This window comes from Bacteroides sp. Marseille-P8574 (assembly GCF_902825465.1).
GTDB lineage: Bacteria > Bacteroidota > Bacteroidia > Bacteroidales > Bacteroidaceae > Bacteroides > Bacteroides uniformis.
In genome coordinates, this window is the sequence record NZ_CADEBE010000002.1 from 423,098 (window position 1) to 449,601 (window position 26,504).

The 26,504-nt window shown below is 48.8% G+C and carries 19 protein-coding genes, 2 tRNA genes and 2 rRNA genes; 6 read left to right on the forward strand and 17 right to left on the reverse strand.

What is annotated here, in order from left to right:
- Window positions 1–75 precede the first annotated feature (75 nt).
- Window positions 76–624, forward strand: a complete 549-nt coding sequence (locus tag HUX74_RS14060) for a 30S ribosomal protein S16 (RefSeq protein ID WP_117601370.1) — start codon at window positions 76–78, stop codon at window positions 622–624.
- 123 nt (window positions 625–747) lie between these two features.
- The gene (locus HUX74_RS14065; RefSeq protein WP_174646895.1) at window positions 748–1,845 is read left to right on the forward strand and encodes a TlpA disulfide reductase family protein; all 1,098 of its coding nucleotides are present in this window, start codon (window positions 748–750) and stop codon (window positions 1,843–1,845) included.
- A 154-nt stretch (window positions 1,846–1,999) separates the two neighbouring features.
- On the opposite strand, the gene HUX74_RS14070 is transcribed toward HUX74_RS14065, so the two are convergent.
- Entirely contained in the window at window positions 2,000–2,971 is a 972-nt protein-coding gene (locus tag HUX74_RS14070; protein WP_117964508.1) for a cobalamin biosynthesis protein, read from the reverse strand.
- Between the two features lie 419 nt (window positions 2,972–3,390).
- Between HUX74_RS14070 and HUX74_RS14075 the strand changes: the two genes are divergently transcribed.
- Window positions 3,391–5,598 (forward strand): anaerobic ribonucleoside triphosphate reductase, encoded by a 2,208-nt coding sequence (locus HUX74_RS14075; protein ID WP_098032254.1) that lies wholly within the window; start codon window positions 3,391–3,393, stop codon window positions 5,596–5,598.
- Between the two features lie 123 nt (window positions 5,599–5,721).
- Entirely contained in the window at window positions 5,722–6,228 is a 507-nt protein-coding gene (nrdG, locus tag HUX74_RS14080; RefSeq protein ID WP_117601373.1) for an anaerobic ribonucleoside-triphosphate reductase activating protein, read from the forward strand.
- 50 nt (window positions 6,229–6,278) lie between these two features.
- Here nrdG and HUX74_RS14085 read toward each other — a convergent pair whose 3' ends face one another.
- On the reverse strand, window positions 6,279–7,625 hold the full coding sequence (locus tag HUX74_RS14085; protein ID WP_174646896.1) for a threonine/serine exporter ThrE family protein: 1,347 nt from the start codon (window positions 7,623–7,625) through the stop codon (window positions 6,279–6,281).
- Window positions 7,626–7,738: 113 nt separating this feature from the next.
- Between HUX74_RS14085 and HUX74_RS14090 the strand changes: the two genes are divergently transcribed.
- On the forward strand, window positions 7,739–8,461 hold the full coding sequence (locus HUX74_RS14090; RefSeq protein WP_117601375.1) for a DUF6064 family protein: 723 nt from the start codon (window positions 7,739–7,741) through the stop codon (window positions 8,459–8,461).
- A gap of 28 nt (window positions 8,462–8,489) precedes the next feature.
- Here HUX74_RS14090 and gpmA read toward each other — a convergent pair whose 3' ends face one another.
- Together gpmA and HUX74_RS14100 are read right to left on the reverse strand one after the other, a co-directional pair.
- A complete protein-coding gene (gpmA, locus tag HUX74_RS14095) occupies window positions 8,490–9,236 on the reverse strand; it encodes a 2,3-diphosphoglycerate-dependent phosphoglycerate mutase (protein WP_174646897.1) in 747 nt (248 codons plus the stop codon).
- 36 nt (window positions 9,237–9,272) lie between these two features.
- Window positions 9,273–9,569: a molecular chaperone DnaJ gene (locus tag HUX74_RS14100; RefSeq protein ID WP_174646898.1), complete on the reverse strand. Its 297-nt coding sequence runs from the start codon at window positions 9,567–9,569 to the stop codon at window positions 9,273–9,275.
- 243 nt (window positions 9,570–9,812) lie between these two features.
- Between HUX74_RS14100 and fldA the strand changes: the two genes are divergently transcribed.
- Window positions 9,813–10,319, forward strand: a complete 507-nt coding sequence (fldA, locus tag HUX74_RS14105; protein ID WP_119961500.1) for a flavodoxin FldA — start codon at window positions 9,813–9,815, stop codon at window positions 10,317–10,319.
- Window positions 10,320–10,444: 125 nt separating this feature from the next.
- Here the strand turns inward: fldA and HUX74_RS14110 are convergent, their stop codons facing one another.
- The 13 genes from HUX74_RS14110 to HUX74_RS14170 form a co-directional block, all read right to left on the reverse strand.
- Window positions 10,445–13,009, reverse strand: a complete 2,565-nt coding sequence (locus HUX74_RS14110) for a glycosyltransferase family 1 protein (protein ID WP_117601378.1) — start codon at window positions 13,007–13,009, stop codon at window positions 10,445–10,447.
- Window positions 13,010–13,039: 30 nt separating this feature from the next.
- The gene (locus HUX74_RS14115) at window positions 13,040–14,701 is read right to left on the reverse strand and encodes a glycogen/starch synthase (protein ID WP_117601379.1); all 1,662 of its coding nucleotides are present in this window, start codon (window positions 14,699–14,701) and stop codon (window positions 13,040–13,042) included.
- Between the two features lie 295 nt (window positions 14,702–14,996).
- Window positions 14,997–15,416 carry an ATPase gene (locus HUX74_RS14120; RefSeq protein ID WP_005827396.1) on the reverse strand — a complete coding sequence of 140 codons (420 nt, stop codon included), beginning with the start codon at window positions 15,414–15,416 and terminating at the stop codon, window positions 14,997–14,999.
- A 33-nt stretch (window positions 15,417–15,449) separates the two neighbouring features.
- Window positions 15,450–17,276 carry a V-type ATP synthase subunit I gene (locus tag HUX74_RS14125; protein ID WP_174646899.1) on the reverse strand — a complete coding sequence of 609 codons (1,827 nt, stop codon included), beginning with the start codon at window positions 17,274–17,276 and terminating at the stop codon, window positions 15,450–15,452.
- Window positions 17,273–17,878, reverse strand: coding sequence for a V-type ATP synthase subunit D (locus HUX74_RS14130; protein ID WP_117601382.1), 606 nt, complete (start codon window positions 17,876–17,878; stop codon window positions 17,273–17,275). The genes HUX74_RS14125 and HUX74_RS14130 overlap by 4 nt, the downstream gene beginning before the upstream one ends.
- A 120-nt stretch (window positions 17,879–17,998) precedes the next feature.
- Entirely contained in the window at window positions 17,999–19,324 is a 1,326-nt protein-coding gene (locus HUX74_RS14135; protein WP_005827389.1) for a V-type ATP synthase subunit B, read from the reverse strand.
- A gap of 140 nt (window positions 19,325–19,464) precedes the next feature.
- Window positions 19,465–21,219 (reverse strand): V-type ATP synthase subunit A, encoded by a 1,755-nt coding sequence (locus HUX74_RS14140; RefSeq protein WP_117601383.1) that lies wholly within the window; start codon window positions 21,217–21,219, stop codon window positions 19,465–19,467.
- A gap of 19 nt (window positions 21,220–21,238) precedes the next feature.
- Window positions 21,239–22,078 (reverse strand): DUF2764 domain-containing protein, encoded by an 840-nt coding sequence (locus HUX74_RS14145; RefSeq protein ID WP_138345988.1) that lies wholly within the window; start codon window positions 22,076–22,078, stop codon window positions 21,239–21,241.
- Between the two features lie 16 nt (window positions 22,079–22,094).
- Window positions 22,095–22,685, reverse strand: a complete 591-nt coding sequence (locus HUX74_RS14150; RefSeq protein WP_117601385.1) for a hypothetical protein — start codon at window positions 22,683–22,685, stop codon at window positions 22,095–22,097.
- A gap of 312 nt (window positions 22,686–22,997) precedes the next feature.
- A 5S ribosomal RNA gene (gene rrf / locus HUX74_RS14155) occupies window positions 22,998–23,108 on the reverse strand.
- A gap of 73 nt (window positions 23,109–23,181) precedes the next feature.
- Window positions 23,182–26,059, reverse strand: a 23S ribosomal RNA gene (locus tag HUX74_RS14160).
- 122 nt (window positions 26,060–26,181) lie between these two features.
- Window positions 26,182–26,255 (reverse strand) — tRNA-Ala (locus tag HUX74_RS14165).
- A gap of 56 nt (window positions 26,256–26,311) precedes the next feature.
- Window positions 26,312–26,385: transfer RNA gene (locus HUX74_RS14170), tRNA-Ile, on the reverse strand.
- Window positions 26,386–26,504 lie beyond the last annotated feature (119 nt).

Genomic DNA, 26,504 nt, shown 5'->3' on the forward strand with positions numbered 1-26,504 from the left:
CTTTTCTTACCTTTGCACCCGCTATTACGAGATAGTAGCATAATTCAAATCATTAACTAAAAATATTTTAATTAAATGGCAACAAAAATCAGATTGCAAAGACATGGACGTAAGAGCTACGCTTTTTACTCTATCGTTATTGCAGACGTAAGAGCACCACGTGATGGTAAATTTATTGAGAAGATTGGTACTTACAATCCTAACACCAATCCTGCCACAGTAGATTTGAAGTTCGACCGCGCACTTGACTGGGTGTTGAAGGGTGCACAACCTACTGACACAGTTCGTAACATCCTCTCTCGCGAAGGTGTTTACATGAAGAAGCACTTGCTGGGCGGTGTAGCAAAAGGCGCATTTGGCGAAGCGGAAGCTGACGCTAAGTTCGAAGCTTGGAAGAACAACAAACAAAGCGGTTTGGCTGCTCTGAAGGCTAAGGAAGACGAAGCTAAGAAAGCTGAAGCAAAGGCACGTCTGGAAGCAGAAAAGAAAGTAAACGAAGAAAAAGCAAAAGCATTGGCAGAAAAGAAAGCTGCTGAAGCTGCCGCAAAAGCTGCTGCTGAAGCATCGGCTGAAGAGGCTCCTGCAGAAGAAACCCCTGCTGCTGAAGAAACTGCTGCCGAATAATAGTAAGCACAGCATTATCGCTAAAAATGGGATTAAAACTATAAAAATCCTCTCCGGTTCATATCGGAGGGGATTTTTTATTACTATATTTGCAGCTATAATCATTCATTAAAAAAACAAGCAATGAAAAAGTTTACTTATCTGCTCGCTGTAGCCGCTGTGTTTACGGCTTGTAACAGTGGAAACAACGGTTACACCGTAACCGGAACTGTAGAGGGTGCAGCCGACGGCGACACCGTATATCTGGAAACCGTGGAAGGACGCCAATTCGTCAAATTGGATTCTGCTGTCATCAAAGGTGGAACATTTACCTTCAAGGGCACACAAGATACTGCTGTCAACCGCTACATCTCTTACAAAGCCGAAGGAAAAGACGGCGCAGCCATCGACTTCTTCCTGGAAAACGGCAAGATTATAATCAACTTGTCGCAGGAAAACAACTCTGCCACCGGTACTGCCAACAATGATGCCTACCAGGAAATCAGAGCCCAAATCAACGGTCTGAACAAACAGATGATGAGCATCTACGAATCCATGTCGGACACCACACTGACCGACGAACAGCGTGAAACCAAAGGCAAAGAGATGGAAAATCTGGAAAACAGCATGATATCTGCCATCAAAGTCGGCATCAAAAAGAACATCACCAACCCGGTGGGTGTACTCCTGCTGAAGCAGAACTATTACTACATGGATGTGGCAGACCTCAACCCGCTGATGCCCCAAATCCCCGCAGCTTACGACAACGACGAAGCCATCGTCAAGATAAAGAACAACGTTGAGAAAATGAAAGCCACTGCCGTAGGCCAGAAGTTCACAGACTTCGAGATGCAGACGCCGGAAGGAAAAACGGTAAAACTATCCGACTACGTAGGCAAGGGCAAAGTTGTCCTTGTTGACTTCTGGGCAAGCTGGTGCGGCCCCTGCCGTCGCGAGATGCCCAACCTGGTGGAAGCTTACGCCAAATACAAGAACAAGAACTTCGAGATTGTAGGCGTATCCCTGGACCAGAGTGCTGACGCATGGAAAGAAGCCATCAAGAAGCTGAACATCACTTGGCCGCAAATGTCCGACCTGAAATACTGGAACTGCGAAGGCGCACAGCTTTATGCCGTAAGCAGCATCCCCCACACTGTGTTGATTGACGGTGAAGGAACTATCCTTGCACGCGGATTGCACGGTGACGAACTTCAGGAAAAGATAGCTGAAGCTGTTAAATAATAAAGCCGGACACACCGGAAGCTAAAGAAGAATGCCACACTTCGCAAAGGCAAATGCTATTGATTGCGCCTTGCGAAGTGTGGCATTTCAATTGATAAAATGTGGCATTTCGGTCAATGAAGTGCGGCATTCGGGATGATGAAGTGCGGCATTTTCAAGAGAAGATGCGTGCCGCCATTTCCATACCCAACCGTACGGTTTCCCACTGCTTTTCCTCATCGGCCTCCGAAGGGGAAAGAAGCGCATTCGCATCCGGCAGGCACAAAGTGAAACGTTTCAAGGGGATATAGTTCAACACGCTCTCGGTCTTCGCCTGCAATTCATCCAGTTCGTCTTCCTGGGGATAATGGGACAGCACGAAACCGAATACCGCCTCTTTCTCGTGTATAAACCAGAGCAGACGGTTGCGGTCGCACGCGCCACAGTCGTAATTCAAGAAATAGGCATCGGCCCCATGCAGCTGCACCAACATATCCGTAGGTGCATGGAATGCAACATACATCCCTGCAGGACGCTCGCGCAAAACACGGTTATTCAGCCGAACGGTATCTTCCATTATCACCGAATGCACCCCGTCGAACTGGACGTAGCGACAACCGGCATCATAGAGTTGGGTAAGCAAAAGTTTGTAGCAGGAAGCAATATCATCCGTCAAAAGCCGAATGTCGGAATAAACGGTTTCTATCTGAGTCCGCTCCACGCGTTGAATAATCTGGGTCAAGAGTTCTGCCGGCGAGGGGATATGCTGTTTCTTCATCACCTCCCCACCCGCAATGGAATCAAGAAATGCAAATTCTTCCAGAACCGGATGCCGGAGCAAGCCGAGCCGTTCCGTAACCTCCAAAGGAGAACCTTCGGAGAAAAACTGGCCGTCTTTGGAACGGATACCCTCCCAGCTTTCCAAAAAATCACGACTTCGGAAACCACCGTCGGAAACCACCTTCATGCCTCCCTGTTCCAGCCGTTCCACAAGATTGCGCACTGACGCATCTTCAACCGCCTGCAAAGCCTGCCGGCTCACTTGTCCGTTCTGATATTGCTCGCGGGCATCCTTCAATGCACGAGGTACGCAAAAAGCTCCAGCGATGTCTATTTTAAACGGAGGAAATACATTTGCCATATTCATCCTTTCTTTGATTATTAAAATAATGATACTTCAGCCCCTATGCCACGGGCAATAAAGCAATACAATTGAACGGTAACAAGAGACATTATCAAGGATTGAGAACCTTAAATAAACCAATTCGTTACAAATATAACTAAAGAATCCGAAAATCCACAATCCGCTCCAAAGATTTATCTTCATTTGACACTTGAAAATTCAGAGAATGCTCAAGTATACAACAACAGCCTATAACGAACAACTTTAAAAAGTAATTTTTATTCAAAGTTTTCCATTTACAAATAAAATACCACTAATTATCAAACGATTAACACTTTTTAAATCACAAAAAGTTTCCCAAAAAGTAAAACCTATCAATAACTATAATACCTTTGTTTCCGCATTTAAACTAAATAGATAGTCACATTTAAGTATAAAAGGTTATGATACAGACAGTACTCAAGCGCGACGGGCGCGTCGTCGGATTCAACGAAGAAAAAATAGCCACCGCCATCCGGAAAGCCATGTTGCATACAGATAAAGGTGAAGACCTGCAACTGATACACCAGATTACGGACCGCATCTCTTTCAAGGGGGATTCGCAGATGACGGTGGAAGCCATCCAGGATTTGGTGGAAGTGGAGCTGATGAAGAGCAGCCGTAAGGACGTTGCCCAAAAATACATCGCCTACCGCAACCAGCGAAGCATTGCCCGCAAGGCAAAGACGCGCGACATGTTCCTGGAGATTATCAACATCAAGTCCAACGACATCACACGCGAAAATGCCAATATGAATGCTGATACCCCGGCAGGCATGATGATGAAATTTGCCAGCGAAACCACCAAGCCTTTCGTGGACGACTATCTGCTGAGTGAAGAAGTTCTGGATGCCGTCACCCAGAACTATCTGCACATCCATGACAAGGATTATTATCCCACCAAGAGCCTGACATGCGTGCAACATCCGCTGGACCATATTCTGAAATACGGCTTCTCTGCCGGACACGGCGAATCGCGCCCGGCCAAACGCATCGAGACTGCCAGTATCCTGGGATGTATCTCGCTGGAAACAGCCCAGAACGAGATGCACGGCGGACAAGCCATCCCTGCATTCGATTTCTACCTTGCCCCCTACGTGCGCAACAGCTTCATCGAGGAAGTCAAGAACCTGGAAGAACTGAATGGAAAAGACTATTCCCATCTCTATCAGAAGGAACTGGCCGACTATCTGCTACAGCCGTTGGACGGACTGACGGACGAGGACCGCATCGTGCAGCATGCTGTCAACAAGACCGTATCGCGCGTGCACCAGTCCATGGAGGCGTTTATCCATAACATGAACACCATCCACTCACGCGGCGGCAACCAAGTGGTGTTCAGCTCCATCAACTACGGCACAGACACCTCTGCCGAGGGGCGCTGCATCATCCGCGAGCTGCTGAAAAGCACCTATCAGGGGGTAGGAAACGGAGAAACCGCCATCTTCCCCATCCAGATATGGAAAAAGAAACGGGGTGTGAGCTACCTGCCTGAAGACCGCAACTACGACCTCTACCAACTGGCCTGCAAGGTGACGGCACGGCGTTTCTTCCCGAACTTCCTGAACCTGGACGCCACCTTCAACCAAAGCGAGGACTGGAAAGCCGATGACCCGAAACGCTACCAGCATGAAGTTGCTACCATGGGATGCCGTACCCGTGTATTCGAAAACCGTTTCGGACCGAAGACCTCCATCGGACGCGGCAACATCTCTTTCTCTACCATCAACATCGTCCGTCTGGGCATTGAGTGCATGAACATCGAAGACAAGGAACAGCGCATCGCCCGGTTCTTTGCCAAGCTGGATAGTATGCTCGAAGTGACCGCACGCCAGCTGCACGAGCGCATGGAGTTTCAAAAGACCGCCTTCGCCAAGCAGTTCCCGCTACTGATGTCTGCCTTGTGGATAGGCAGCGAGAAGCTGAAACCGAACGATACGATTGCTTCCGTCATCAACCAGGGAACACTGGGAATCGGTTTCATCGGATTGGCAGAATGTCTCGTGGCATTGCTCGGAAAACATCACGGCGAATCTGGCGAAGCCCAGGAGCTGGGACTGAAAATCGTGACCTATATGCGCGACCGTGCCAACCAGTTCTCGGAGCAATACCAGCACAACTACAGCGTGCTTGCCACTCCTGCCGAAGGGCTGTCGGGCAAGTTCACCCGCATCGACCGTAAGAAGTTCGGCACGCTGCCGGGCATTACGGACCGTGACTACTACACCAACTCCAACCACGTGCCCGTATACTACAAATGCAGCGCCCGCCACAAAGCGGAAGTGGAGGCTCCTTATCATGAGCTGACCCGCGGCGGACACATCTTCTATGTGGAGATAGACGGTGACGCCACCCACAATCCGGAAGTCATTATGCGTGTAGTGGACATGATGGACCAATACAACATCGGCTACGGTTCGGTAAACCACAACCGTAACCGCTGTCTGGAGTGCGGCCACGAAAACTCCACCCCAAACCTGGAAGAATGCCCGAAGTGCGGCAGCAAGCATATCGACAAGCTGCAACGCATCACCGGCTACCTGGTGGGGACAACCGACCGCTGGAACAATGCCAAGCTGGCAGAGTTGAACGACAGGGTCGTTCATAATTAAAAATTAAAGGGCTGCGCAGTGCAAAGCGGAGCTTCATTTTTAATGGTTGACGTTTAATTTTTAATGATTAATGTTCAGCTTTCTACCTGCGATGTTTAATTTTTAATTTTTAATTCCCTACTCATGCTTTCTATTCTCGACATTTTAGAAGATACCACAGTAGACGGTCCGGGCTTCCGGACTGCCATTTATGCTGCCGGATGCCCCAACGGTTGTCCCGGTTGCCACAATCCGGAGTCGTGGGACATCAACCGCGGGCACTGGATGAGTACGGAAGAGATTCTGGAAAAAGTCCTTGCCGACAACTTTGCAGACGTCACCTTCAGTGGTGGAGACCCGATGTTCCAGCCGGAAGGATTCACCCAACTGGCACATGCCATCAAGGAGCGGAGCCGGAAAAACATCTGGTGCTATACGGGTTATACTTTCGAAAAACTACTGCGCAACCCGCGCCAAGCCCAACTGCTGAAGTACATCGACGTACTGGTGGACGGCAAATTCAAGAAAGAACTGAGGGATGAGGAACTCTATTTCCGGGGAAGCCGCAACCAGCGTCTGATTGACGTACAGACATCCCTGCAAAAGGGGGAAACCGTAATTTACCACTATAATCCCCAAAAGGGCATTTAAAAAAGTATCCCGTCATTCTTCGCTTCGCTCCGAATGACGGGATACCTACATCACCATTCTATAAATTTCCCTCTTTCCCTGCGCTTCTGCAGCTCCTCCTGAAGAAAGCGCTGCCTATCCTTGGCGATATACCGGCGGGCAAAAATATTGGGCACCGCTCCCCCCAGCGCTATGCAGAGAATAATCAGTGAAGCCGTGATGCCGTTGGAAACAACCGCCGTCACCTCGCCTACCACACCGTGCATATTGATAAGCCCGAAAAGCGAACGATACATCAACACTCCCGGAATCATCGGGATGACGGAAGGAATCGTCAAGACGTGATTGGGAACATGGAACCAATGCACTGCCTTCACGGCTATCAGGCTGACAACCATGCTGCCCATGAACGAACCTATCACCGGTCCGTAACCCAGCTCGAAATTGACAAAGTTACGCGTACAAACGGCGATGATACCGCCCACCGCAACAACCCACAACAAGCGCCGCTGTATATTGAATATCATGGAAAATCCCATGGCAGCTATCGCCGCCGCAATGGCATACACCAGATAACTATCATGAGGCACCATACTCAATTCGCTAAACTTCTTGTCAATCACAACATCCTCCACCGTCAGCAGACGCATGGCTATCACAATGCCGAAGGCCATTGCACAGACCATCAGCACCGTATTCACAGCCCGGACAATGCCCACCTGGATATAATTATCAATCATATCATCCACAAAGTTTATCAACGGCACACCCGGAACAATGAACAGTGCACACGCCAACAACGGATGATAGGGAGTTTCCGAGAGTCCGGAAAAAGAAGACACATAGGCCAAGCAGGTCGAAATCAATGCGGCAATGGCAATACTCATATAGTGATTGATGCCGAACTCCATACAACGGACACGGACGCGAAAACCGGCAAAAGCGCAGATGGAGGTAAACAGAAACGCCATCCAGTCACCACCGAACAGCTTGCAGAAACCTCCGCAGGCAAAGCCAGCACCGATGGCAACAACGTATGGCACATAATTCCGCTTCTTGTTTTTGATTCTTTCTAGTTCCTCCTCATACTGGTCGAGGGAGTAGTCATTCTCAATGGCCCGCCAGGACAGTTTGCTGATTTCGGAAATGGCCGTCATGTTGATGCCATGCTTCTCGCACTTCTGGAATTTGGAGAACGAATGCAGGCCGTCGCTCACATTCACCACCAGCATGGTATAACTTACGTCGATGTGGAGCTTTTCTTCCGGCAGCCCCAGATAGGCGGCAACACGGTTCAGGTTACGAACAACACGGTTTGTATCAGCCGCACTCTCCACCAGCAGCTGTCCGGTACGAAGCAATAAATCGAGTTTCCTGCGCAGCAGGGCAATCTCTTGTTCAGTCAAAGTCTTATCCATGAATCTTTTTACCTATTTTTTTTGGAGGCACAAAGATAGGCAAAATGTAGAAAACGATTTCATTCTTTCGGCAGAAAACTCTACCTTTGCAGCCGTTTTTTTAATGGACACAAATGGAAATATTCTGGAATACTATCGCACAATACAACGAGGCCACCTGGTGGACACAGCTCCTCATCACCGCAGCAGGTATCCTGCTCACCACGCAGCTCTACCGGAAACCGACCTTATGGGCAAAACGCTCCATGAAAATCTACATGGTATTTCTGAACGGGTGGATATCCGTCGTGTACTACATGATGTATTGCGGAGCGCGCGGACACCACTATATACTCGCCATCTTCTGGGGAGTGATTGCACTATTGTGGCTATGGGATTTGTTTACCGACTACACTCCGTTCGAGCGCAACCCGAAATACAAAGTACTGGTGGGGGTACTCTATGCAATGCCTTTCCTCTACCCGCTCCTTTCGTGGGCACGCGGAATGGAATTTCCCATGATGACCACCACCGTGATGCCCTGCTCGGTAGCAGTTTTCACCATCGGGCTACTGCTGGCTTTCTCGCGCAGGGTCAACCTGCTCGTCATTCTGTTCCTTTGCCACTGGGCGCTCATCGCCTTTTCCAAAGTCTACATCTACAAGATTCCCGAAGACCTCCTGCTGGCAAGCGCCACCGTACCTGCCATCTATCTGTTCTTCAAGAACTACTTTGAACAGAACTTACACAAGGAAACCAAGCTGGGCGCACGGCTCATGAACTGTTTCCTTATCCTCATCTGCATAGTGGTCGGGGTACTGCTCAGCATGACGCTGCTTCATGGAATGAAAGGATAAAGAAATAGAGCGCTTCCGCGCACCAAAATCATTTCTTCTTTCCTTGATTGGCCACAGCCTCCATTAATTTCTTTATCTCCTCAGGGTTACCCAAGAAATAGTCTTCCGTCAAGTTCAGCTCATCATCAAACTCAAAAACGTAGGGCACCGCCGTAGGCAGGTTCAGATGCACAATTTCATCGTCCGAAATATGCTTCAGATGCTTGATAATACCCCGCAGGCTATTGCCATGAGCCACTACCAGCAATTCGTCGGCCGTCTTCAGATTCGGGAAGATGATACACTTCCAGTAAGGCATGATACGCTCAATCGTATCTTTCAACGACTCCGTACGGGGCAGTTCGGCATCGGGCACTTCTTGATAACGGTCCTCAAAACGCGGATTACGCGGGTCATCCTCGGCCAATGCATGCGGAGCCACATCAAAGCTCCGGCGCCATACCAACACCTGCTCGTCACCGTACTTGGCAGCCGTCTCTGCCTTGTTCAGCCCTTGCAACTGGCCGTAGTGTTTCTCATTCAACCTCCACGATTTCTCCACCGGAATCCAGTCCTGGTCGAGGCGGTCCAGCACACAATCCAGTGTCTTCACGGCACGCTTCAGATAGGAAGTATACGCCTTCTTGAAGCGGAATCCCTTTTCTGCCAGCAGCTCACCCGCCCTTACAGCTTCAGCAACGCCTTTCTCTGTCAAATCAACATCCGTCCACCCCGTGAAGCGGTTTTCCTTATTCCATGCACTCTCGCCGTGGCGAAGCAAAACAATCTTTTTCATATAGTCTCCTTTCAGTTTTACCTATAGAACACCCGGCTACCTCCTCTTGTTCATGCAATAGCGGACCACATATACCAAAAGTATCAGAAACGCCACCCACACCATGCTGATGGCCGGCAGGTAGCGGTTATACAAATATTCCCCTTCCTTCGGGACACGGTTGAAAGTACAGATTATGCAATTACAGCACGCATCGAGTGCATCATGCGAGAATACCGAAAAAACAATGATAGCCACCCCCGCAAGAAGCATCATCAAAGTCCCCCACACCAGCCACTTACCAGCCACGGAAGGATGGAATTGCGAATGAGTGGAATGTACGAATCTAACCATAAACACTTGTCTATTATTACCGGTACAAATGTCCTTCATTTTTAACAATCCGGCAATACCTACTTTTCATCAAAAAGAGAGTCTGCCATCCCAATTAGTAGGTAGCCACGACCTCTATAAACCACGCCACAAGCTAACCCGAAATGGGGAGCGGCACAACACTAAAAGCCCTACATGTAGGTATTTCACGTTCTCCGGCAAAGCCTTTACTTTGCAGCAAACAATTTAATCACTTTATTTACAATGAAAAAGACTGGTGTTTTTTATGGTTCCAGTACCGGAACCTGCGAAGAGTTGGCTAACCAGATAGCCAAAAAGTTGGGAGTTTCCTCCACCGACGTACATAGTGTTGACAAGATGACCGCCGATAAAATCAAGGAATATGAAGTGCTGGTTCTAGGTACCTCCACTTGGGGAGACGGCGAACTGCAGGACGACTGGTATGACGGCGTAAAAGTACTGAAGAGCACCGACCTTTCCATGAAGCTCGTAGCCCTATTCGGTTGCGGCGACTCCGAATCCTACTGCGACACATTCTGCGACGGCATCGGAGTACTCTACGAGGACTTGAAGGATAGCGGGTGTACCTTCTTGGGCAACAAAGTCAGCACGGACGGGTATTCCTTCTCCTCTTCCATCGCCGTGGTAGACGATGCATTCGTAGGACTTCCCCTCGACGAAGTGAACGAGAGTGACAAAACCGCCGAACGCATTGACGCCTGGACAGCCGAAATAAAAAGCAAGCTCTAGAAAAGAAACAGACCATCCGTTTAAAGTAAACGGATGGTCTGCCTGCATCATGCAGATGATATCTTTCATCTGAACAGACAATGTGTTCTGCCATATCGCAAACACATTATCTGTTTTTTATGCTCTTATACGAACCAGCGAACGTAGCAGAAGTCTTGACGGTGAGGCAGGTCTGCATTCTTCGGGAACATACGGTAAGAAACCTTGAAGCTACCCGCATTTTCCATCTTGTGCTTAGCTTGGAAAGTATAAAGGTTACCTTCTTTCTTCACTACATTGAACGGTTCTACGGAGTAAACGTGCTGTTTGCCATCCTGAGCCGTATAAGTAGTCACCAGTTCCAGACCGATAGCATCGTTCAAGCCCTTCTCGTCGATAACGTAAGTAATGGTGTATTCCTTACCGCTCTCGATGGAGCCTTTCACCAGGTCTTCAGTCTTTTCGCAAGACACCACTTCAATGCTGTCCCATTTTTCGGCAACTTCTTCCTTCCAGGCAGCTATTTCCTTAGCCTTGGCATAACCGTCGGCAGCCAGCATCTTGAAACGTTTGGCTTCCTTGATGTAGAACTTATCGTAATAGTCATCCAACTGGCGCTTCATTGTATAGTGGGGAGCAATCTGTGCGATGGAGTTCTTGATAGTCTTCACCCAACCTTCCGAATATCCCTTCTTGTTACGTGCATAGAACAACGGCAGAATTTCCTGCTCAAGAATGCTGTAGATAGTAGCGGCATCGAGTTGGTCCTGATGTTCCTGATTCTGGTAAGTACGCTTTTCGGTCAATGCCCAACCGGCACCTTCGCGATAGCCCTCCAGCCACCAGCCGTCGAGTACGGAGAAGTTTACAACACCGTTCATCAACGCCTTCTCGCCGGAAGTACCGGATGCTTCGAGCGGACGTGTCGGAGTGTTCAGCCAGATATCCACACCTGAAACGAGGCGACGTGCCAACTGCATATCATAATTTTCCAGGAAGATAATCTTACCCAGGAACTCCGGACGGCGGGAAATCTCGATGATTCTCTTAATCAAGCCCTGACCTGCACCATCGTGCGGGTGAGCCTTGCCAGTGAAAAGGAACTGTACCGGATAGTCAGGGTTATTCACGATCTTGGACAGACGATCGAGGTCGGTGAACAGTAAGTGTGCACGCTTGTAGGTGGCGAAACGGCGTCCGAAACCTATCAGCAGGGCATTCGGATTGATTTTGTCCAGCAGGGAAACGATGCGTGAGGGATCACCTTGATTCTTCAACCAAGTTTCACGGTATTGCTTGCGGACATAGTCAATCAGTTTGTTCTTCATCACCATGCGCGTCTTCCAGATTTCTTCGTCGGACACGTTATAGATAGCCTCCCAAATCTTGGGGTTGGACTGGTCGTAGAGGAAGTTTTCATCAAAATGCGCAGCATAGAGATGTTTCCACTCCGTAGCGCTCCAAGTGGGGAAGTGTACACCGTTGGTAACGTAGCCCACATGACTTTCTTCGGGGAAGTAGCCCTTCCAGATGGAAGCGAACATCTCCTGGGAAACCTTCCCGTGCAACCAGCTCACACCGTTCACCTCTTGAGAAGTGTTGCAAGCGAATACAGACATACAGAAACGCTCGCCCTTGTCGCCCGGATTGTTACGTCCGAGGTCCATCAGGTCATCCCAGCTGATACCCATTCTTGAAGGATAGCCGCCCATGTACTTGCCGAAAAGACCTTCGTCGAAGTAGTCGTGACCGGCAGGAACCGGAGTATGTACAGTATAGAGAGAGGAAGCACGTACCAACTCGATAGCCTGGTCGTAAGTCAGACCTTCGGCCACGTAGTCACAGATGCGCTGTACGTTGATCAAAGCAGCATGTCCTTCGTTGCAGTGATAAATATCTTTCTTGATGCCCAGCTTCTTCAGCGTCAGAATACCGCCGATACCCAACAAAATCTCCTGCTTCAGACGGTTTTCCCAGTCACCGCCATACAGTTGGTGAGTGATGGAACGGTCGAACTCACTGTTCATTTCATTGTCTGTATCAAGCAGATAGAGGGAGATGCGTCCTACATTTACTCTCCACACATAAGCATGCACGTAGTAATCCAGATAAGGAACATCCACCACCACTTGTTGTCCATTCTCGTCCAATACACGATCGATGGGTAACTGTCCGAAGTTTTGCGCCTCGTAGTTGGCGATCTGCTGACCGTCCATAGACAAGGTTTGGGTAAAGTAACCATAGCGATACAAGAAACCGACTGCACACAAGTCAACGTTACTGTCGGAAGCCTCTTTCAAATAGTCACCGGCAAGTACGCCCAGACCACCGGAATATATCTTAAGTACGTGGTTCAAACCATACTCCATGCTGAAATAGGCAACAGACGGGCGCTTACTGTCAGGCGTCACATCCATGTATGTACGGAATTTTGAATATACATCTTCCATTCTGCGCAGAATAACCTTATCGTTGGCAAGCGCTTCAAGTTTGGCATAACTCATACGCTCCAGCAGAAGTACGGGGTTCTGTCCCACTTCTTTCCAAAGGGCAGGTTCAAGATCTCTGAAGAGTTCGGTGGCTTCATAATTCCATGACCACCAAATGTTACGTGCCAGTTCAGACAGTTTCTCCAGTTCGGCAGGAATGTGCGATTTCACATTCACGTCTTTCCAGTTAGGAGTGTTTACATTACTAACTTTAATCTTCATTGTATGATAACTAATTGATTAATAATTCTTTTATCTTAATTGACGCTTCATGGCGTTGCACAGCGCAATATCATAAGCCTCATAGTAATACTTTATAAAATGCTTCCATAAGGCCTGCTCTGCCACCTGACCTGCACGTTTACGGATTTCCTTGATTTCGGCTTCTGTCTTGGTCGAGAACAAGGCTACGGTATCCTTTATGCCGTCTGCCACTTCGGAATAATTGTAATCCGAACGGTGCAGCACCTCCACTCCGTCGTCAATGCCATGCTGATTCTTCAGACTGTTCACCCAAAGTCCAAAACCGGCAAGGTCGGTGGTGATAGTGGGCACGCGGAAAGCCACGCTTTCCAGCGGGGTATATCCCCATGGTTCGTAATAAGACGGATAAACACTAAGATCTTCGCCTAAAATCAAGTCATAATAATGCTTGTTGAGAATACCGTCGTGGCCATCCTGATAGCAGGGTACAAAAATCACTTTCACCTTATCTTCGGGACGATTGCCCATACCGAGGTATTTCAGCATATCCAGCACCTGGTCGTGCGTCATATTGTGCAGCCAGTGAGTGATGAAAGGGCACTGTAACGGCTCGGTAAACTTATCCTTGCTCTTAAGGCGTTTCTGCAAATCCTCGCGGGGGTCTCCCACCCAACTAGGCACGTTGACAAACGCCAATACTTTCTTTTTCAAATCCTTATCCCGGTTCAGCCTATTCAATGATTCCAGGAACACATCAATGCCCTTATTCTTGAACTCATAGCGTCCGCTGGTACCGATAATCAGCGTATCATCACCCAAGTCCTCACCCAGCAGGCAGTTTGCCACACGCAACATGGTGGAACGGGCACGTTTGCGCTTGCCCGTGAAAGTGGCGCCTTTCGGTACAAAATCATCTTCAAAACCGTTCATCAGCACAACGTCCGCAGGCTTGTCAAGCAACTCCTTGCATTCGTTGTTTGTGATTTCGCTCACGGTAGTGAAGCAGTCCACATAATGAGCCGTCTGCTTTTCTATGGAATGCTTAGACTGCATATTCAACTCCTCCGCCATCTGGTCGCCGTTGTAAGCGAAGAGATAATCGTAGAGCGGCTTATTGTTGCCTGCTATGGAACGGCCGATGGACGTGGCATGTGTGGTGAAGATAGTCCCTATCTCGGGAACGGCAGACTGAAGATAGAGGGCGGCCATACCGGTCATCCACTCGTGTGCCTGGAACACCACTTTGTCTGTTTCCGTCAGATTATAGCGGTAGAAACTCTCTATCACCTTTCCGGTAGCGAAAGCAAACATGGATGCTTCGTCATAATCGCCATATCCATGCAGCGAATCCACTTGATAGCGGTTCCACATCTCTGTATAAATCTCATTTTTTTCTGCAAAGAACGGTTGGAAATCAACCAATATAACAATAGGTTCCCCCGGAATGTTCCAGCGTCCTACACGAACAGAGAGATTGTCTTTCAACGCAGCATATTTTTTCCACGCTGCGCAAAGGTTATCAGACTCAATGAACAAAGGGTTCTCTTTTCCCTGCCAGAAATCCGGCCCTATAAAGAATAATCTATCGCGAAATTTAGTCTGTAAAGTATTTGCCCTTGTAGACAAAACCGTATAGATACCGCCTACTTTATTACACACTTCCCAGCTCGCTTCGAAGATGTAATCGGGGGTAAGTAGTTCTTTAGTCATATTATGTTATAATCTCTTTATCTTAATTACGGCTGCAAAAGTACGTATTATTCTTTGAAAAATAGCCTTTTAATCGAAAAAACTGATTAAATATGCATAAACAATCGTTTACGGAATATCATAGTTTAGCCACAAAAGCCTCATGGGTTCGCCCATCCCTGCATTTTTCGTCTAAAATTCCCGAAGTTTATACGGAGAATCCCTGGAGCTTTCAGTTGAATCCCCAAGGATTTAAACAAAAAGCTCCAGAGATTTCAGTTGTAAATCCCTGGAGCTTATTTTCTTATAATCCGGATTATACCATCAATGCAGCTACCAGCGCCAAAATAGCGTAGAATTCAGGAAGTGCGGCGTAAATCATTGTATTGGTCTGTACGTCGTGTCCTTGTGAGATACCCACGATACCGCTGGCACAAATCTGTCCCTGACGGATAGCGGAGAACAGACATACCAGCCCGACACCCAGTCCGATACCCAGCATCAAAGGGCCGTCCGTAGCAAAATCCCTGCCCATAGACATCAGGAAAGCCACGAAGCCGTAAAGTCCCTGCGTAGCCGGAAGAGCCGACAAAATCATATAACTTGCTGACTTGGAAGGGTCTTTCTTCAAAGCTCCTTCTGCCGCACTACCGGCGATTGTTGTACCGAAGCAACTGCCAATTCCTGCAAGGGCCAACATCAGGCCCAGACCGAGATAACCTAAAATTTCATTCATAATGTTTCTATTTTTATTTGTTTTTTAATTTGTTTATTTCTTTACTACTGTAAAAGGTTTGTAGGCTTCGCCCTTGCCTTCGTAACCGGAATTCTTGAAGTATTCCACGAATGTCAGACGGAGAGGATGGACGAAAGCGCTCAGGCAAGACATGGCGATATTCAGCGTATGCCCGAATATCAGTATCAGTCCGCAGAACAGCCAGCCCAGGGCAGGTCCTGCCGCATCGTTCACCATGAAGGCAAGCTGATTGAACACGCCGCCAAGCATACCGCCTGCCAGACCGAGGGCATAGAGACGGATGTAGGAAAGTATATCGCCCATCAGTCCGGTTGCCATGTTATAGGTGTCCCATACCCCGGCACCGATGTTGACAAATACATTCCGGTGGATGTTGTTCAGCAGGTAGATGCCAATGGCGGAAACACCGCCAATCACGATGAATGCCCATGTAGACACATCTTCCGAAATTATCTTGAAGAAGGAAAGTCCGCCGGTACAGATAAATCCCACTACCAGCAACAGCCATCCCCAGGCACTGAGCGACTCCTTGAAGCCGAAGCGCACGGTCTGCCCCACTGCCTTCACCGTCATGGCAATGCAGATATGCACCGCACCGATAATCAGCGCCAGCAGCATTTGTTTGTCATAGGTGGTCTCGCCTATCTTGCCCACAATCATGAATTCCTTCAGTTTGGCGGGTATCTCCAGGTCGAAGAGGCTTACACCGAAGAATGTTCCCAGTATGGCACCGATGACGGCCGTGAATATACCCAGCGTAATCACCAGATTCATCATGCCTTTCATGGACTCGGACATCTTCTTTTTCAGGATGAACCCGAGTGCTATCAGCACCAAGCCGTAGCCCGCGTCTCCCATACAGAAGGCAAAGAAGAGCGAGAAGAACGGCGCAAGTATTGGCGTCGGGTCGAACTCTGCATAGTCGGGCATGCCGTACATTTTTGTAAGCACTTCGTACATGCGTGTATAGGCGTTGTTTTTCAACTTGATGGGAGCGTTGTCCTCGCGTCTGGCCGCCCTTATCTCATAATAAGTGCCGTTTTCATCGAGAAGTTTCCTCACATCCGCCTCGCAGTCTTCGGGAATCCAGCCTTCCATCAGCACTACGGCTCCTTCCGCCATCTGCTCGCTGTTCAGCTTGACTTTCAGCAGGTCTATTTCTCCTTGAAGCTGGAGGTTGTATTTCTCCAACGTACAGTAATTCGCCTTGCAGAAGTCTTTCAGCCCGGCATGTGCCTGCACAAGGGCTTCTTCCGTACCGGCTTTCTTCCGGCTCAGCTCGGAGAGGCTGAGTGAAGGCAGACGGAGCGGTTCCACATCCAGCCCTACCGGCTGGGGAGTGACGGTCACAAAATAAAGATGTCCGCCGTTCTCTTTCACCACGATGGCATTGTAGTCCTCTGCCCACGCTTCGTTATAGTCTTTCTCCGGGCAGGTGTAGAACTGCACGAACCAGCCGGCATCTTCCAGCCGGCGGATGGATTCCCAATCGAAATCACCCCAAGCCTCCATCTGTGCCACGTCCTTGTCAATGGCGGGAATCTGCTGGTTCAAGTCTTGTATACGTGCCTGCAAATCCTCATAGGATTTCACCAAAGCATCGGCAGACAACTCTTTATGCACCTTTTCTTCCGGCTGTTTGTCCGCCAGGGTGTACATGCTCTGAAGCATATTCTTGTAGAGCGTACGCTTCTGCATGAATCGCTGCAAGGTGTCGTCCATCTCGCCGCACTGCCTTTCCACAACGTGCACCACGCCCAGTTCCCGGATCTGTGCCAGAAACGCTTCGTACTCCTTATGATACACAAGGAACGTGAGCTTCTTCATTTTCGTAATCATGCCTCTGCCTCCTTCCTTTTCTCCTGATGGGACTTCATGATTTTCTGCGATGACTTGGAGAGGTTCTCCTCGTCTTCCATAAACCGCTTGATTTTGCGCAGAGCATCCTGATAGCCCGGAATCTGTACTTTCTCAAAAAGATTCACCTTCTGGGTGGTCTTTTTACGCGCATGTTCCAACAAATTCAACTTGGCAACGATAAATTCACGTTCGATGGCAGTATGTGCCAGCGACTTGAGCAGATGCAACCCGTCCGCATACCATTTGGGCGCATTGAACAAGCTGTAGGGACGTATCTCGAAATCTACATTCTCGAGCAATGGCACCCGTACACCGGCAATCTTCTTCACACCGAGATGAACATCGCTGACCTTTATCAATGAAGCGTCGAACTCATTCCAAAGGGCGAACATGGCTTCGTAAGCTTGGATTTCCTTTTCCAACCTCGCATCCAGCGCGGCAGCATCGCCCTTGCAACGCTTCACTTCCATACGCAGGGCACTCTCCTTGTTCTTGATGATGGGGAGTGTACGCACGCGCACCTTCAGTTGCTTTTCCAACTGCTGGAGGGAGGTTTTGTTATATTGAAACTTAATAGCCATTTTATTTACGATTTAACGATTTACGATTAGACGACTGAAGCTACTCAATTTCTCAATTTACAGATTTACAATTTCAGTAATATCAATCGTAAACCGTAAATCGTCTAATCGTACATTTATTTAGTTTGCTTTCGGCCAGAACTGGTCCACAAGCTCTTTCTTGATATTCACCTCTTCCGGACGGAAATACTTGCCGAACAGACTCCATGCCACATCGAGCATCTCTGTGGTATCGAGGTTGACATCGATGGCCAGCAGCTGGTTGGAGTAGTCCTTGGCAAAGGCAAGGGTACGTTCGTCGTAGTTCGTCAGGTCGAAACCGTTTTCAAGCTTGGTTTTGGCGTTGGCGGCATCGGCGTACAGACGTACGGCGGCATTCATCACCTGCGGATGGTCCTTACGTGTCTTTTTGCCCGTAACAAGCTGCTTCAGACGGGACAAGGAACGGAACGGGTCAACGATAACCTTACCGATGTCGCTGTCACGACGGAGGAACAACTGGCCTTCCGTGATATAACCCGTATTGTCGGGCACGGCATGCGTAATGTCGCCACCGGACAGAGTCGTCACCGCAATAATCGTGATGGAACCGCCGCTTGGGAATTGCACCGCCTTTTCGTATATTTTCGCCAAGTCCGAATAAAGGGAACCCGGCATGGAGTCCTTCGAAGGAATCTGGTCCATACGGTTGGACACGATGGCGAGCGCATCGGCGTAGGAAGTCATATCCGTAAGCAGCACCAGCACCTTTTCATTATTGTTCACAGCGAAATACTCGGCTGCCGTCAGTGCCATATCCGGAATCAGCAGACGCTCTACCGGAGGATTCTCGGTGGTATTCATAAAGCTGACGATACGGTCGAGCGCACCGGCATTGGAGAATACGTTCTTGAAGTAGAGGTAGTCATCGTTCGTCATACCCATACCGCCAAGGATAATCTTGTCAGTCTCCGCACGCAGAGCCACATTCGCCATCACCTGGTTGAAGGGCTGGTCGGGGTCGGCAAAGAACGGAATCTTCTGTCCGGACACCAGCGTATTGTTCAGGTCGATGCCTGCAATACCGGTTGCAATCAGTTCCGAAGGCTGCTTACGGCGCACCGGATTCACGGACGGACCGCCAATTTCCACCTCCTCGCCTTCAATGGCCGGACCACCGTCGATGGGGTCGCCAAAGGCGTTGAAGAACCGTCCGGCAAGCTGCTCGCTCACTTTGATTGTAGGAGCCTTGCCCAAGAATACTACCTCTGCATTGGTGGGAATACCTTCCGTACCCTCGAACACCTGCAAAGTCACTTCGTCGCCGGCAATCTTCACCACCTGGGCAAGTTTGCCGTTTACGGTCGCCAACTCGTCATACCCCACTCCGGTTGCCTTCAGCGAACACGTAGCTTTCGTAATCTGAGTAATCTTGGTATATATCTTTTGAAATGCTTTTGTTGCCATCTATTTATTTACAATTTAGCAATTTACTATTTACTATTTAAATCTCTGCCATCCTATTCTACTATTTTCCTATCTACAACCTCCGTACACCTGCATCCGCAAGGCAAATAGTAAATTGTAAACAGTCACATAGTACATCCTTAGGCTTTACGTTCCTCAACCAGTTCCTGCAACTGCTTATGGAACTTCTCGTATTCTTCCGACTTAAACTTCGAGTAGTTCATCTGCTTACAGATGTTAATCATCTTCTTGAAGTAATCCATTACTTCGTTGAAGTTGTCGAACTCAAATTCGGTATGACAGATTTCTATTACCATATTCAGAATCTCCTCCTGACGCTCCATCGGAGTCACGGCATCAACTTCGTCAAAGGCATCCTGCTGCAGGATAACGAAGTCAATCAGTTCCGATTTCCAGAAAGTCACGTGATATTCTACGGGCACGCCGTCGTCACCCAGGATGTTGATTTGCTCGGCAATCTCCTTACCACGCTGCAAACGGGTCTTGATTTCATTCACCTTGCCAATCCAATCACCGTTGATGTGCTTGGTGATATACTCCTCGAATTCAGGGTATTCAATGTATTTGGAATACGAGTCAATCGGATTTACGGCAGGATAACGCTTCTTGTCGGCACGGTCCTGCTCAAGGGCATAGAAGCAGCGAGCCACCTTCTTCGTATTCTCGGTTACCGGCTCCTTCAGGTTACCGCCCGCAGGCGATACCGTACCGATGAAAGTAATGGAACCGGACTCGCCGTTGTTCAGCTTCACATAACCCGCACGGCCATAGAAGTTGGAGATGATGGAGGACAAGTCCATCGGGAAGGCATCGGGACCGGGCAACTCCTCCATACGGTTGGACATCTCGCGCAATGCCTGCGCCCAACGTGAGGTGGAGTCCGCCATCAGCAGCACCTTCAATCCCATGCTCCGGTAGTATTCCGCAATCGTCATTGCCGTGTAGACAGATGCCTCACGGGCAGCCACCGGCATGTTCGAAGTATTGGCGATGATAATCGTACGTTCCATCAGCTTCCGTCCCGTATGCGGGTCAACCAATTCGGGGAATTCTGTAAAGATTTCCACAACCTCGTTGGCACGCTCACCGCAGGCAGCGATGATTACGATGTCCGCTTCCGCCTGTTTTGAAATGGCATGCTGTAGTACCGTCTTTCCTGTACCGAACGGACCGGGGATAAAGCCCGTACCACCTTCCACAATCGGGTTCACGGTATCGATTACGCGCACACCGGTTTCCAGCAGTTTGAAAGGACGCGGTTTTTCCTTATAGTTGGTCATGGCACGCTTCACGGGCCATTTCTGTATCATGTTCACCCGGATGTCATTGCCTTCGCCATCCGTCAGCACTGCAATGGTATCCTCAATGCTGTAATCACCTTCCTTTGCGATGGATTTCACGGTGCACACACCTTTCTGTTCAAAAGGCACCATGATTTTCAGAGGCTGGAAGTTCTCGTCCACTTGTCCCAGCCAGGCAGCAGCTTCCACTTGGTCGCCCACCTTTGCCAAAGGCACAAAATGCCATTTGCTTCCTTTATCCAGCGGATAGGTATATTGCCCGCGTTTCAGGAAAACGCCATCCATCTTGTCGAGGTCGTTTTGCAGACCGTCGTAGTTCTTCGAAAGCATACCGGGCCCCAGTGTCACTTCGAGCATATGTCCGGTAAACTCGGCTTCGGCCCCCACTTTCAGTCCGCGGGTACTCTCAAATACCTGCACGTAGACCTGGGTACCTACTACCTTAATCACCTCCGCCATCAACTTGTCTCCTCCGGTCGAGATATAACAAATCTCATTCTGCGCTACCGGTCCGTCGACGACGAGGGTCACCATGTTGGCTATTACGCCACTAACAGTTCCTTTTGTTGCCATATATTTTTAGTTGTTTATTTTATCTGAATTCTGCGGGTATCTGCACATCGTCTTTCAAGGCAGCGATAATGCTGCGGAACAGTTGGTTACCCTTCTCTTTATCCAACGAAATCCACCGTTCTATCATCTCCAGCTGTAGCAGGAAGACAAACAGACGTTCCACGGTAAAGTAATCGAAGAATGTGGCCTCCTCCATCCAGTCCCAGCGAAGCTGGTCCAGCTTCTTTTCCCGGTCCACCAGTTCCTCCGTCTCACTGATTTTCACCAGCTGCTCCAGATAATCCACCTCAGTACCCAGACCGAAGTCACGGGCATTGGAAGTACGCAGAGCCTCGCACACTTCCGTATCACCCACAATCAGCGGAGCAATGTCCAGCTTGAACTTACGTGCTGTGAGCGCCACCAATATATTATTGAGAGTGAGGTTGAAACCAAACCAGGAAGACACAAACTGATTCTTACATTCCATGGCATAGGCGTAATAGAGCGCTGCCAGGCGGTCTTCATACAAGAAACCGTCCTCGGCAGGCAGGCTGAAGTATTCGGAAATGAACGTGGAGAGATAAGATGGGAATACACTGTCAGAGACTTCGTCGCCATCCTTCAGTCGTGAGATATATTCCGCCAGTTCCTCCGACGAATAGTTTCCGCGCGGGTCGATGGCAGCATCCTTATCCTTCAATAGTTTCAAGACATTCGCATTGTCGAATTTCAGATAAAACAAATCTATCAACTTTTTATCATCTTCCGACAAGGCAGGATATAGTTCCGTCCTGAAATCGGCTACTGTATAGCTCAGTTTACTGTCTTCCAGAGTAAGTTCAGGCAAACCGGCTACCAAGTAATAGTATTTACTCATAATCCTGTGGGAGTTTTTAGAACAGCATTTCCACTAATTGCGGACGCAGGAATTCCTTGAAGTAATTCATAAATTCTTCTTCGCCGAAGTTCACCTTGTACGAACCATCGGCAGGCGATACGGAGAACAAGGTTTTGATGCCATTCACTTGCTCAATCTTCACACCCTTGTCCAGCAGGTCTTTCGCCTTCGCTGCGAAATATTTCGTCAAGCCTTCCGCATCCGCAGTAGAGATAACGATTGGTTCGTTCACACTCCATTTGGACGCCAATGCAACGATGAAGGCATTAAGATAATTCTTGTTTGCAGCAAATGCCTTTACATCGGCATTCACAATGTTGTCCGTCACCAACGTAGCGATTTCGGACTTCAGAGCATTCACAGCCTGACCGGCAAACAACTTTAATTCAGATTTTGTATTCTCTGCCAGTTCATCGGCAGACTTATGGGCGGTAGCCACGATAGAATCCGCTTCCTTACGTGCATCCTCTATAATTCTCTTGGCTTCTTCCTGAGCTTTTGCGATAAGTTTCTGTGCCTCTTCATTTCCTTTCTCTACGCCTTCGCGGTAGATCTTATCGGTCAGCTCTTGAATCTTGTTTTCCATATTTGCAGGAGTTATTATATGATTTATATTACAATATTAATTGCGTGATTTTTTCCCTTCCTATTAGATTCACGCCAAATTTACAAAAATCCATTTGATATTGAATAGAAAGAAAGGAAGAAAAGTTCTTGCTCTTCCAAAAAAAACTCGTTTTACACCAACTTTGTTCTGTAATGATAACAAAAGAATGACAAAAGAAGCAGAAAATACGTCTACAACAACGCATGGCAAGGATTAAGGGGAGCAGTTCCGGAGGTATCTAAAACGAACGAAGCCTCCGTATCCTTATCAGACACGGAGGCTTCTTCTGAAAAACGGCGACTACCTACTCTCCCACTGTTACGCAGTACCATCGGCGTGACCGGGCTTAACTTCTCTGTTCGGAATGGGAAGAGGTGGAACCCCGGTGCTGTAGTCACCTGAATAAGGTAGACATGATGCGAAAAAAGCAAAGCATTCATTTATGGCTGAACGTATATACCTCCATACAAGGCAAGGCAAAAAGTGAACGGGCAATTAGTAACGCTCGGCTATGACATCGCTGCCTGTACACCTGCGTCCTATCAACGTTGTAGTCTACAACGACCCTGAGAAATCTAATCTTGTGGCTGGCTTCGTACTTAGATGCTTTCAGCACTTATCCAATCCCGACTTAGATACCCGGCAATGCACCTGGCGGCACAACCGGTAAACCAGAGGTCAGTCCAACACGGTCCTCTCGTACTAGTGTCAGAGCCACGCAAATTTCATGCGCCCACGATAGATAGAGACCGAACTGTCTCACGACGTTCTGAACCCAGCTCGCGTGCCACTTTAATGGGCGAACAGCCCAACCCTTGGGACCTTCTCCAGCCCCAGGATGTGACGAGCCGACATCGAGGTGCCAAACCCCTCCGTCGATATGAGCTCTTGGGAGGGATCAGCCTGTTATCCCCGGAGTACCTTTTATCCTTTGAGCGATGTCCTTTCCATACAGAAACACCGGATCACTATGCTCTAGTTTCCTACCTGATCGACTTGTGAGTCTCCCAGTCAAGCGCCCTTATGCCATTACACTCTGCCGACGGTTACCAATCGTCGTGAGGGCACCTTTAGAAGCCTCCGTTACGCTTTTGGAGGCGACCACCCCAGTCAAACTACCCACCAAACAGTGTCCCCGCAACAGCGGGTTAGAACTCAAATAATCAGAGGGCCGTATTTCAACAGCGGCTCCACGAACACTGGCGTGCCCGCTTCAAAGCCTCCGGCCTATCCTACACATCAATTACCCAAATTCAATGTTAAGCTATAGTAAAGGTTCACGGGGTCTTTTCGTCCCATCGCGGGTAATCGGCATCTTCACCGATACTACAATTTCACTGAGCTCACGGTTGAGACAGCGTCCAGATCATTACACCATTCGTGCAGGTCGGAACTTACCCGACAAGGAATTTCGCTACCTTAGGACCGTTATAGTTACGGCCGCCGTTTACTGGGGCTTCAATTCAACGCTTCTCTTGCGATGACGTCTCCTCTTAACCTTCCAGCACCGGGCAGGTGTCAGGCTGTATACTTCATCTTTCAATTTTGCACAGCCCTGTGTTTTTGTTAAACAGTTGCCTGGACCTATTCTCTGCGCCTCAATTGCTTGAGGACCCTTTATCCCGAAGTTACAGGGTCAGTTTGCCTAGTTCCTTAACCGTGAATCACTCAAGCGCCTTAGTATATTCAACCCGACTACGTGTGTCCGTTTGCGGTACGGGTACCGTAAGGATTAAGTTTAGCGGATTTTCTTGGAAGTATGATTACACGCACTATTGGATTGTCCAGAAGGACGCTCCATACTGTCAGGTTCGACTCTCGTTCCGGATTTGCCTGGAACAATCAACATCTACACCCTTCAACGGACTATTCCGTCAGTCCGCGGCGCTGTCACGACTCCGTCTCCACGTCACTCCTTAAGGTAGTACCGGAATATTAACCGGTTCTGCCATCGGCCTCGCCGTTCGGCTGAGCCTTAGGACCCGACTTACCCTGATCCGATTAGCGTTGATCAGGAAACCTTAGTCTTTCGGCGAGGGGGTTTCTCACCCCCTTTATCGTTACTTATACCTACATTTGCTTTTCCACACGCTCCAGCAAGGCTCACGCCTTACCTTCGACGCAGAGTGGAATGCTCCCCTACCGATGATTTCTCATCCCAAAGCTTCGGTAGAATACTTATGCCCGATTATTATCCACGCCAAACTCCTCGACTAGTGAGCTGTTACGCACTCTTTAAATGAATGGCTGCTTCCAAGCCAACATCCTAGCTGTCTTAGCAATCTGACTTCGTTAGTTCAACTTAGTATTCATTTCGGGACCTTAGCTGTTGGTCCGGATTGTTCTCCTTTAGGACATGGACCTTAGCACCCATGCCCTCACTCCTGACATAGAACTGACACGCATTCGGAGTTTGTCAAGACTTGATAGGCGGTGAAGCCCTCGCATCTTATCAGTCGCTCTACCTCATGTCAGTATAAGTCAAGGCTGCACCTAAATGCATTTCGGGGAGTACGAGCTATCTCCAAGTTTGATTAGCCTTTCACCCCCACCCTCAGGTCATCCAGAAGCTTTTCAACGCTTATTGGTTCGGTCCTCCAGATGGTGTTACCCATCCTTCAACCTGCCCAAGGGTAGATCACTTGGTTTCGCGTCTACTCCTTCCGACTATACGCCCTGTTCAGACTCGCTTTCGCTTCGGCTGCGGATCTGAGATCCTTAACCTCGCCGGAAAAAGTAACTCGTAGGTTCATTATGCAAAAGGCACGCCGTCACACTAAAAGTGCTCCGACCGCTTGTAGGCACATGGTTTCAGGAACTATTTCACTCTTCTGTTCGAAGTGCTTTTCACCTTTCCTTCACAGTACTGGTTCACTATCGGTCTCTCGGGAGTATTTAGCCTTACCGGATGGTCCCGGCAGATTCACGCAGAATTCCTCGTGCTCCGCGCTACTCAGGATACCACTAGGCTTCGGTTGGCTTCGCATACGCAGCTATCATGCTCTATGGCTGTACTTTCCAGAACATTCTGCTCACCAACTTTCTTGCCACAACGTGGTCCTACAACCCCACACATGCCGTAACATGGATGGTTTGGGCTGTTCCCCGTTCGCTCGCCACTACTGGGGGAATCATTATTTATTTTCTTTTCCTGCAGGTACTAAGATGTTTCAGTTCCCTGCGTTAGCCTCCCGCATTGCGGGATGATATCCCTTCAGGATATCGGGTTGTCCCATTCGGAAATCCGCGGATCAAAGGTCATTTGCACCTACCCGCGGCTTATCGCAGCTTATCACGTCCTTCATCGCCTCCGAGAGCCAAGGCATCCGCCATGTGCCCTTACTTACTTTTTGTCTTACCGATCACGTATGGTCGATATATACTTTCAGCTTTCAACTTTACTTTTTTTGGTCACATCATGTCAAAGATCGTTGTCAAGGATTAAGGATTAAAGATAATTCCTAATCTTGAGAAGTGGAGAATAACGGATTCGAACCGTTGACCCCCTGCGTGCAAAGCAGGTGCTCTAGCCAGCTGAGCTAATCCCCCTTCACCATTGATGAAAGACCCGCTAAATCGTAACCGGTCGGTCACCAACTGAGAAGTAGTCCCAGGCAGAGTTGAACTGCCGACCTCTACATTATCAGTGTAGCGCTCTAACCAACTGAGCTATAGGACTGTCAGTCAAACCCTCGCCTTACGGCTCGGCTTCTACTTTTCTCGTATATTTTAATAAACAAGTACGCGCAGTACAAGAGGTTCCTATGGAAGCATAACTTCAAGAACCAACGATCGAGT

Bases quoted from the DNA above. Each gene is read 5' to 3' on its own strand.
- HUX74_RS14060 (WP_117601370.1), top strand. From the start codon at position 76: ATGGCAACAAAAATCAGATTGCAAAGACATGGACGTAAGAGCTACGCT.
- HUX74_RS14065 (WP_174646895.1), top strand. From the start codon at position 748: ATGAAAAAGTTTACTTATCTGCTCGCTGTAGCCGCTGTGTTTACGGCT.
- HUX74_RS14070 (WP_117964508.1), bottom strand. From the start codon at position 2,971: ATGAATATGGCAAATGTATTTCCTCCGTTTAAAATAGACATCGCTGGA.
- HUX74_RS14075 (WP_098032254.1), top strand. From the start codon at position 3,391: ATGATACAGACAGTACTCAAGCGCGACGGGCGCGTCGTCGGATTCAAC.
- nrdG (WP_117601373.1), top strand. From the start codon at position 5,722: ATGCTTTCTATTCTCGACATTTTAGAAGATACCACAGTAGACGGTCCG.
- HUX74_RS14085 (WP_174646896.1), bottom strand. From the start codon at position 7,625: ATGGATAAGACTTTGACTGAACAAGAGATTGCCCTGCTGCGCAGGAAA.
- HUX74_RS14090 (WP_117601375.1), top strand. From the start codon at position 7,739: ATGGAAATATTCTGGAATACTATCGCACAATACAACGAGGCCACCTGG.
- gpmA (WP_174646897.1), bottom strand. From the start codon at position 9,236: ATGAAAAAGATTGTTTTGCTTCGCCACGGCGAGAGTGCATGGAATAAG.
- HUX74_RS14100 (WP_174646898.1), bottom strand. From the start codon at position 9,569: ATGGTTAGATTCGTACATTCCACTCATTCGCAATTCCATCCTTCCGTG.
- fldA (WP_119961500.1), top strand. From the start codon at position 9,813: ATGAAAAAGACTGGTGTTTTTTATGGTTCCAGTACCGGAACCTGCGAA.
- HUX74_RS14110 (WP_117601378.1), bottom strand. From the start codon at position 13,009: ATGAAGATTAAAGTTAGTAATGTAAACACTCCTAACTGGAAAGACGTG.
- HUX74_RS14115 (WP_117601379.1), bottom strand. From the start codon at position 14,701: ATGACTAAAGAACTACTTACCCCCGATTACATCTTCGAAGCGAGCTGG.
- HUX74_RS14120 (WP_005827396.1), bottom strand. From the start codon at position 15,416: ATGAATGAAATTTTAGGTTATCTCGGTCTGGGCCTGATGTTGGCCCTT.
- HUX74_RS14125 (WP_174646899.1), bottom strand. From the start codon at position 17,276: ATGATTACGAAAATGAAGAAGCTCACGTTCCTTGTGTATCATAAGGAG.
- HUX74_RS14130 (WP_117601382.1), bottom strand. From the start codon at position 17,878: ATGGCTATTAAGTTTCAATATAACAAAACCTCCCTCCAGCAGTTGGAA.
- HUX74_RS14135 (WP_005827389.1), bottom strand. From the start codon at position 19,324: ATGGCAACAAAAGCATTTCAAAAGATATATACCAAGATTACTCAGATT.
- HUX74_RS14140 (WP_117601383.1), bottom strand. From the start codon at position 21,219: ATGGCAACAAAAGGAACTGTTAGTGGCGTAATAGCCAACATGGTGACC.
- HUX74_RS14145 (WP_138345988.1), bottom strand. From the start codon at position 22,078: ATGAGTAAATACTATTACTTGGTAGCCGGTTTGCCTGAACTTACTCTG.
- HUX74_RS14150 (WP_117601385.1), bottom strand. From the start codon at position 22,685: ATGGAAAACAAGATTCAAGAGCTGACCGATAAGATCTACCGCGAAGGC.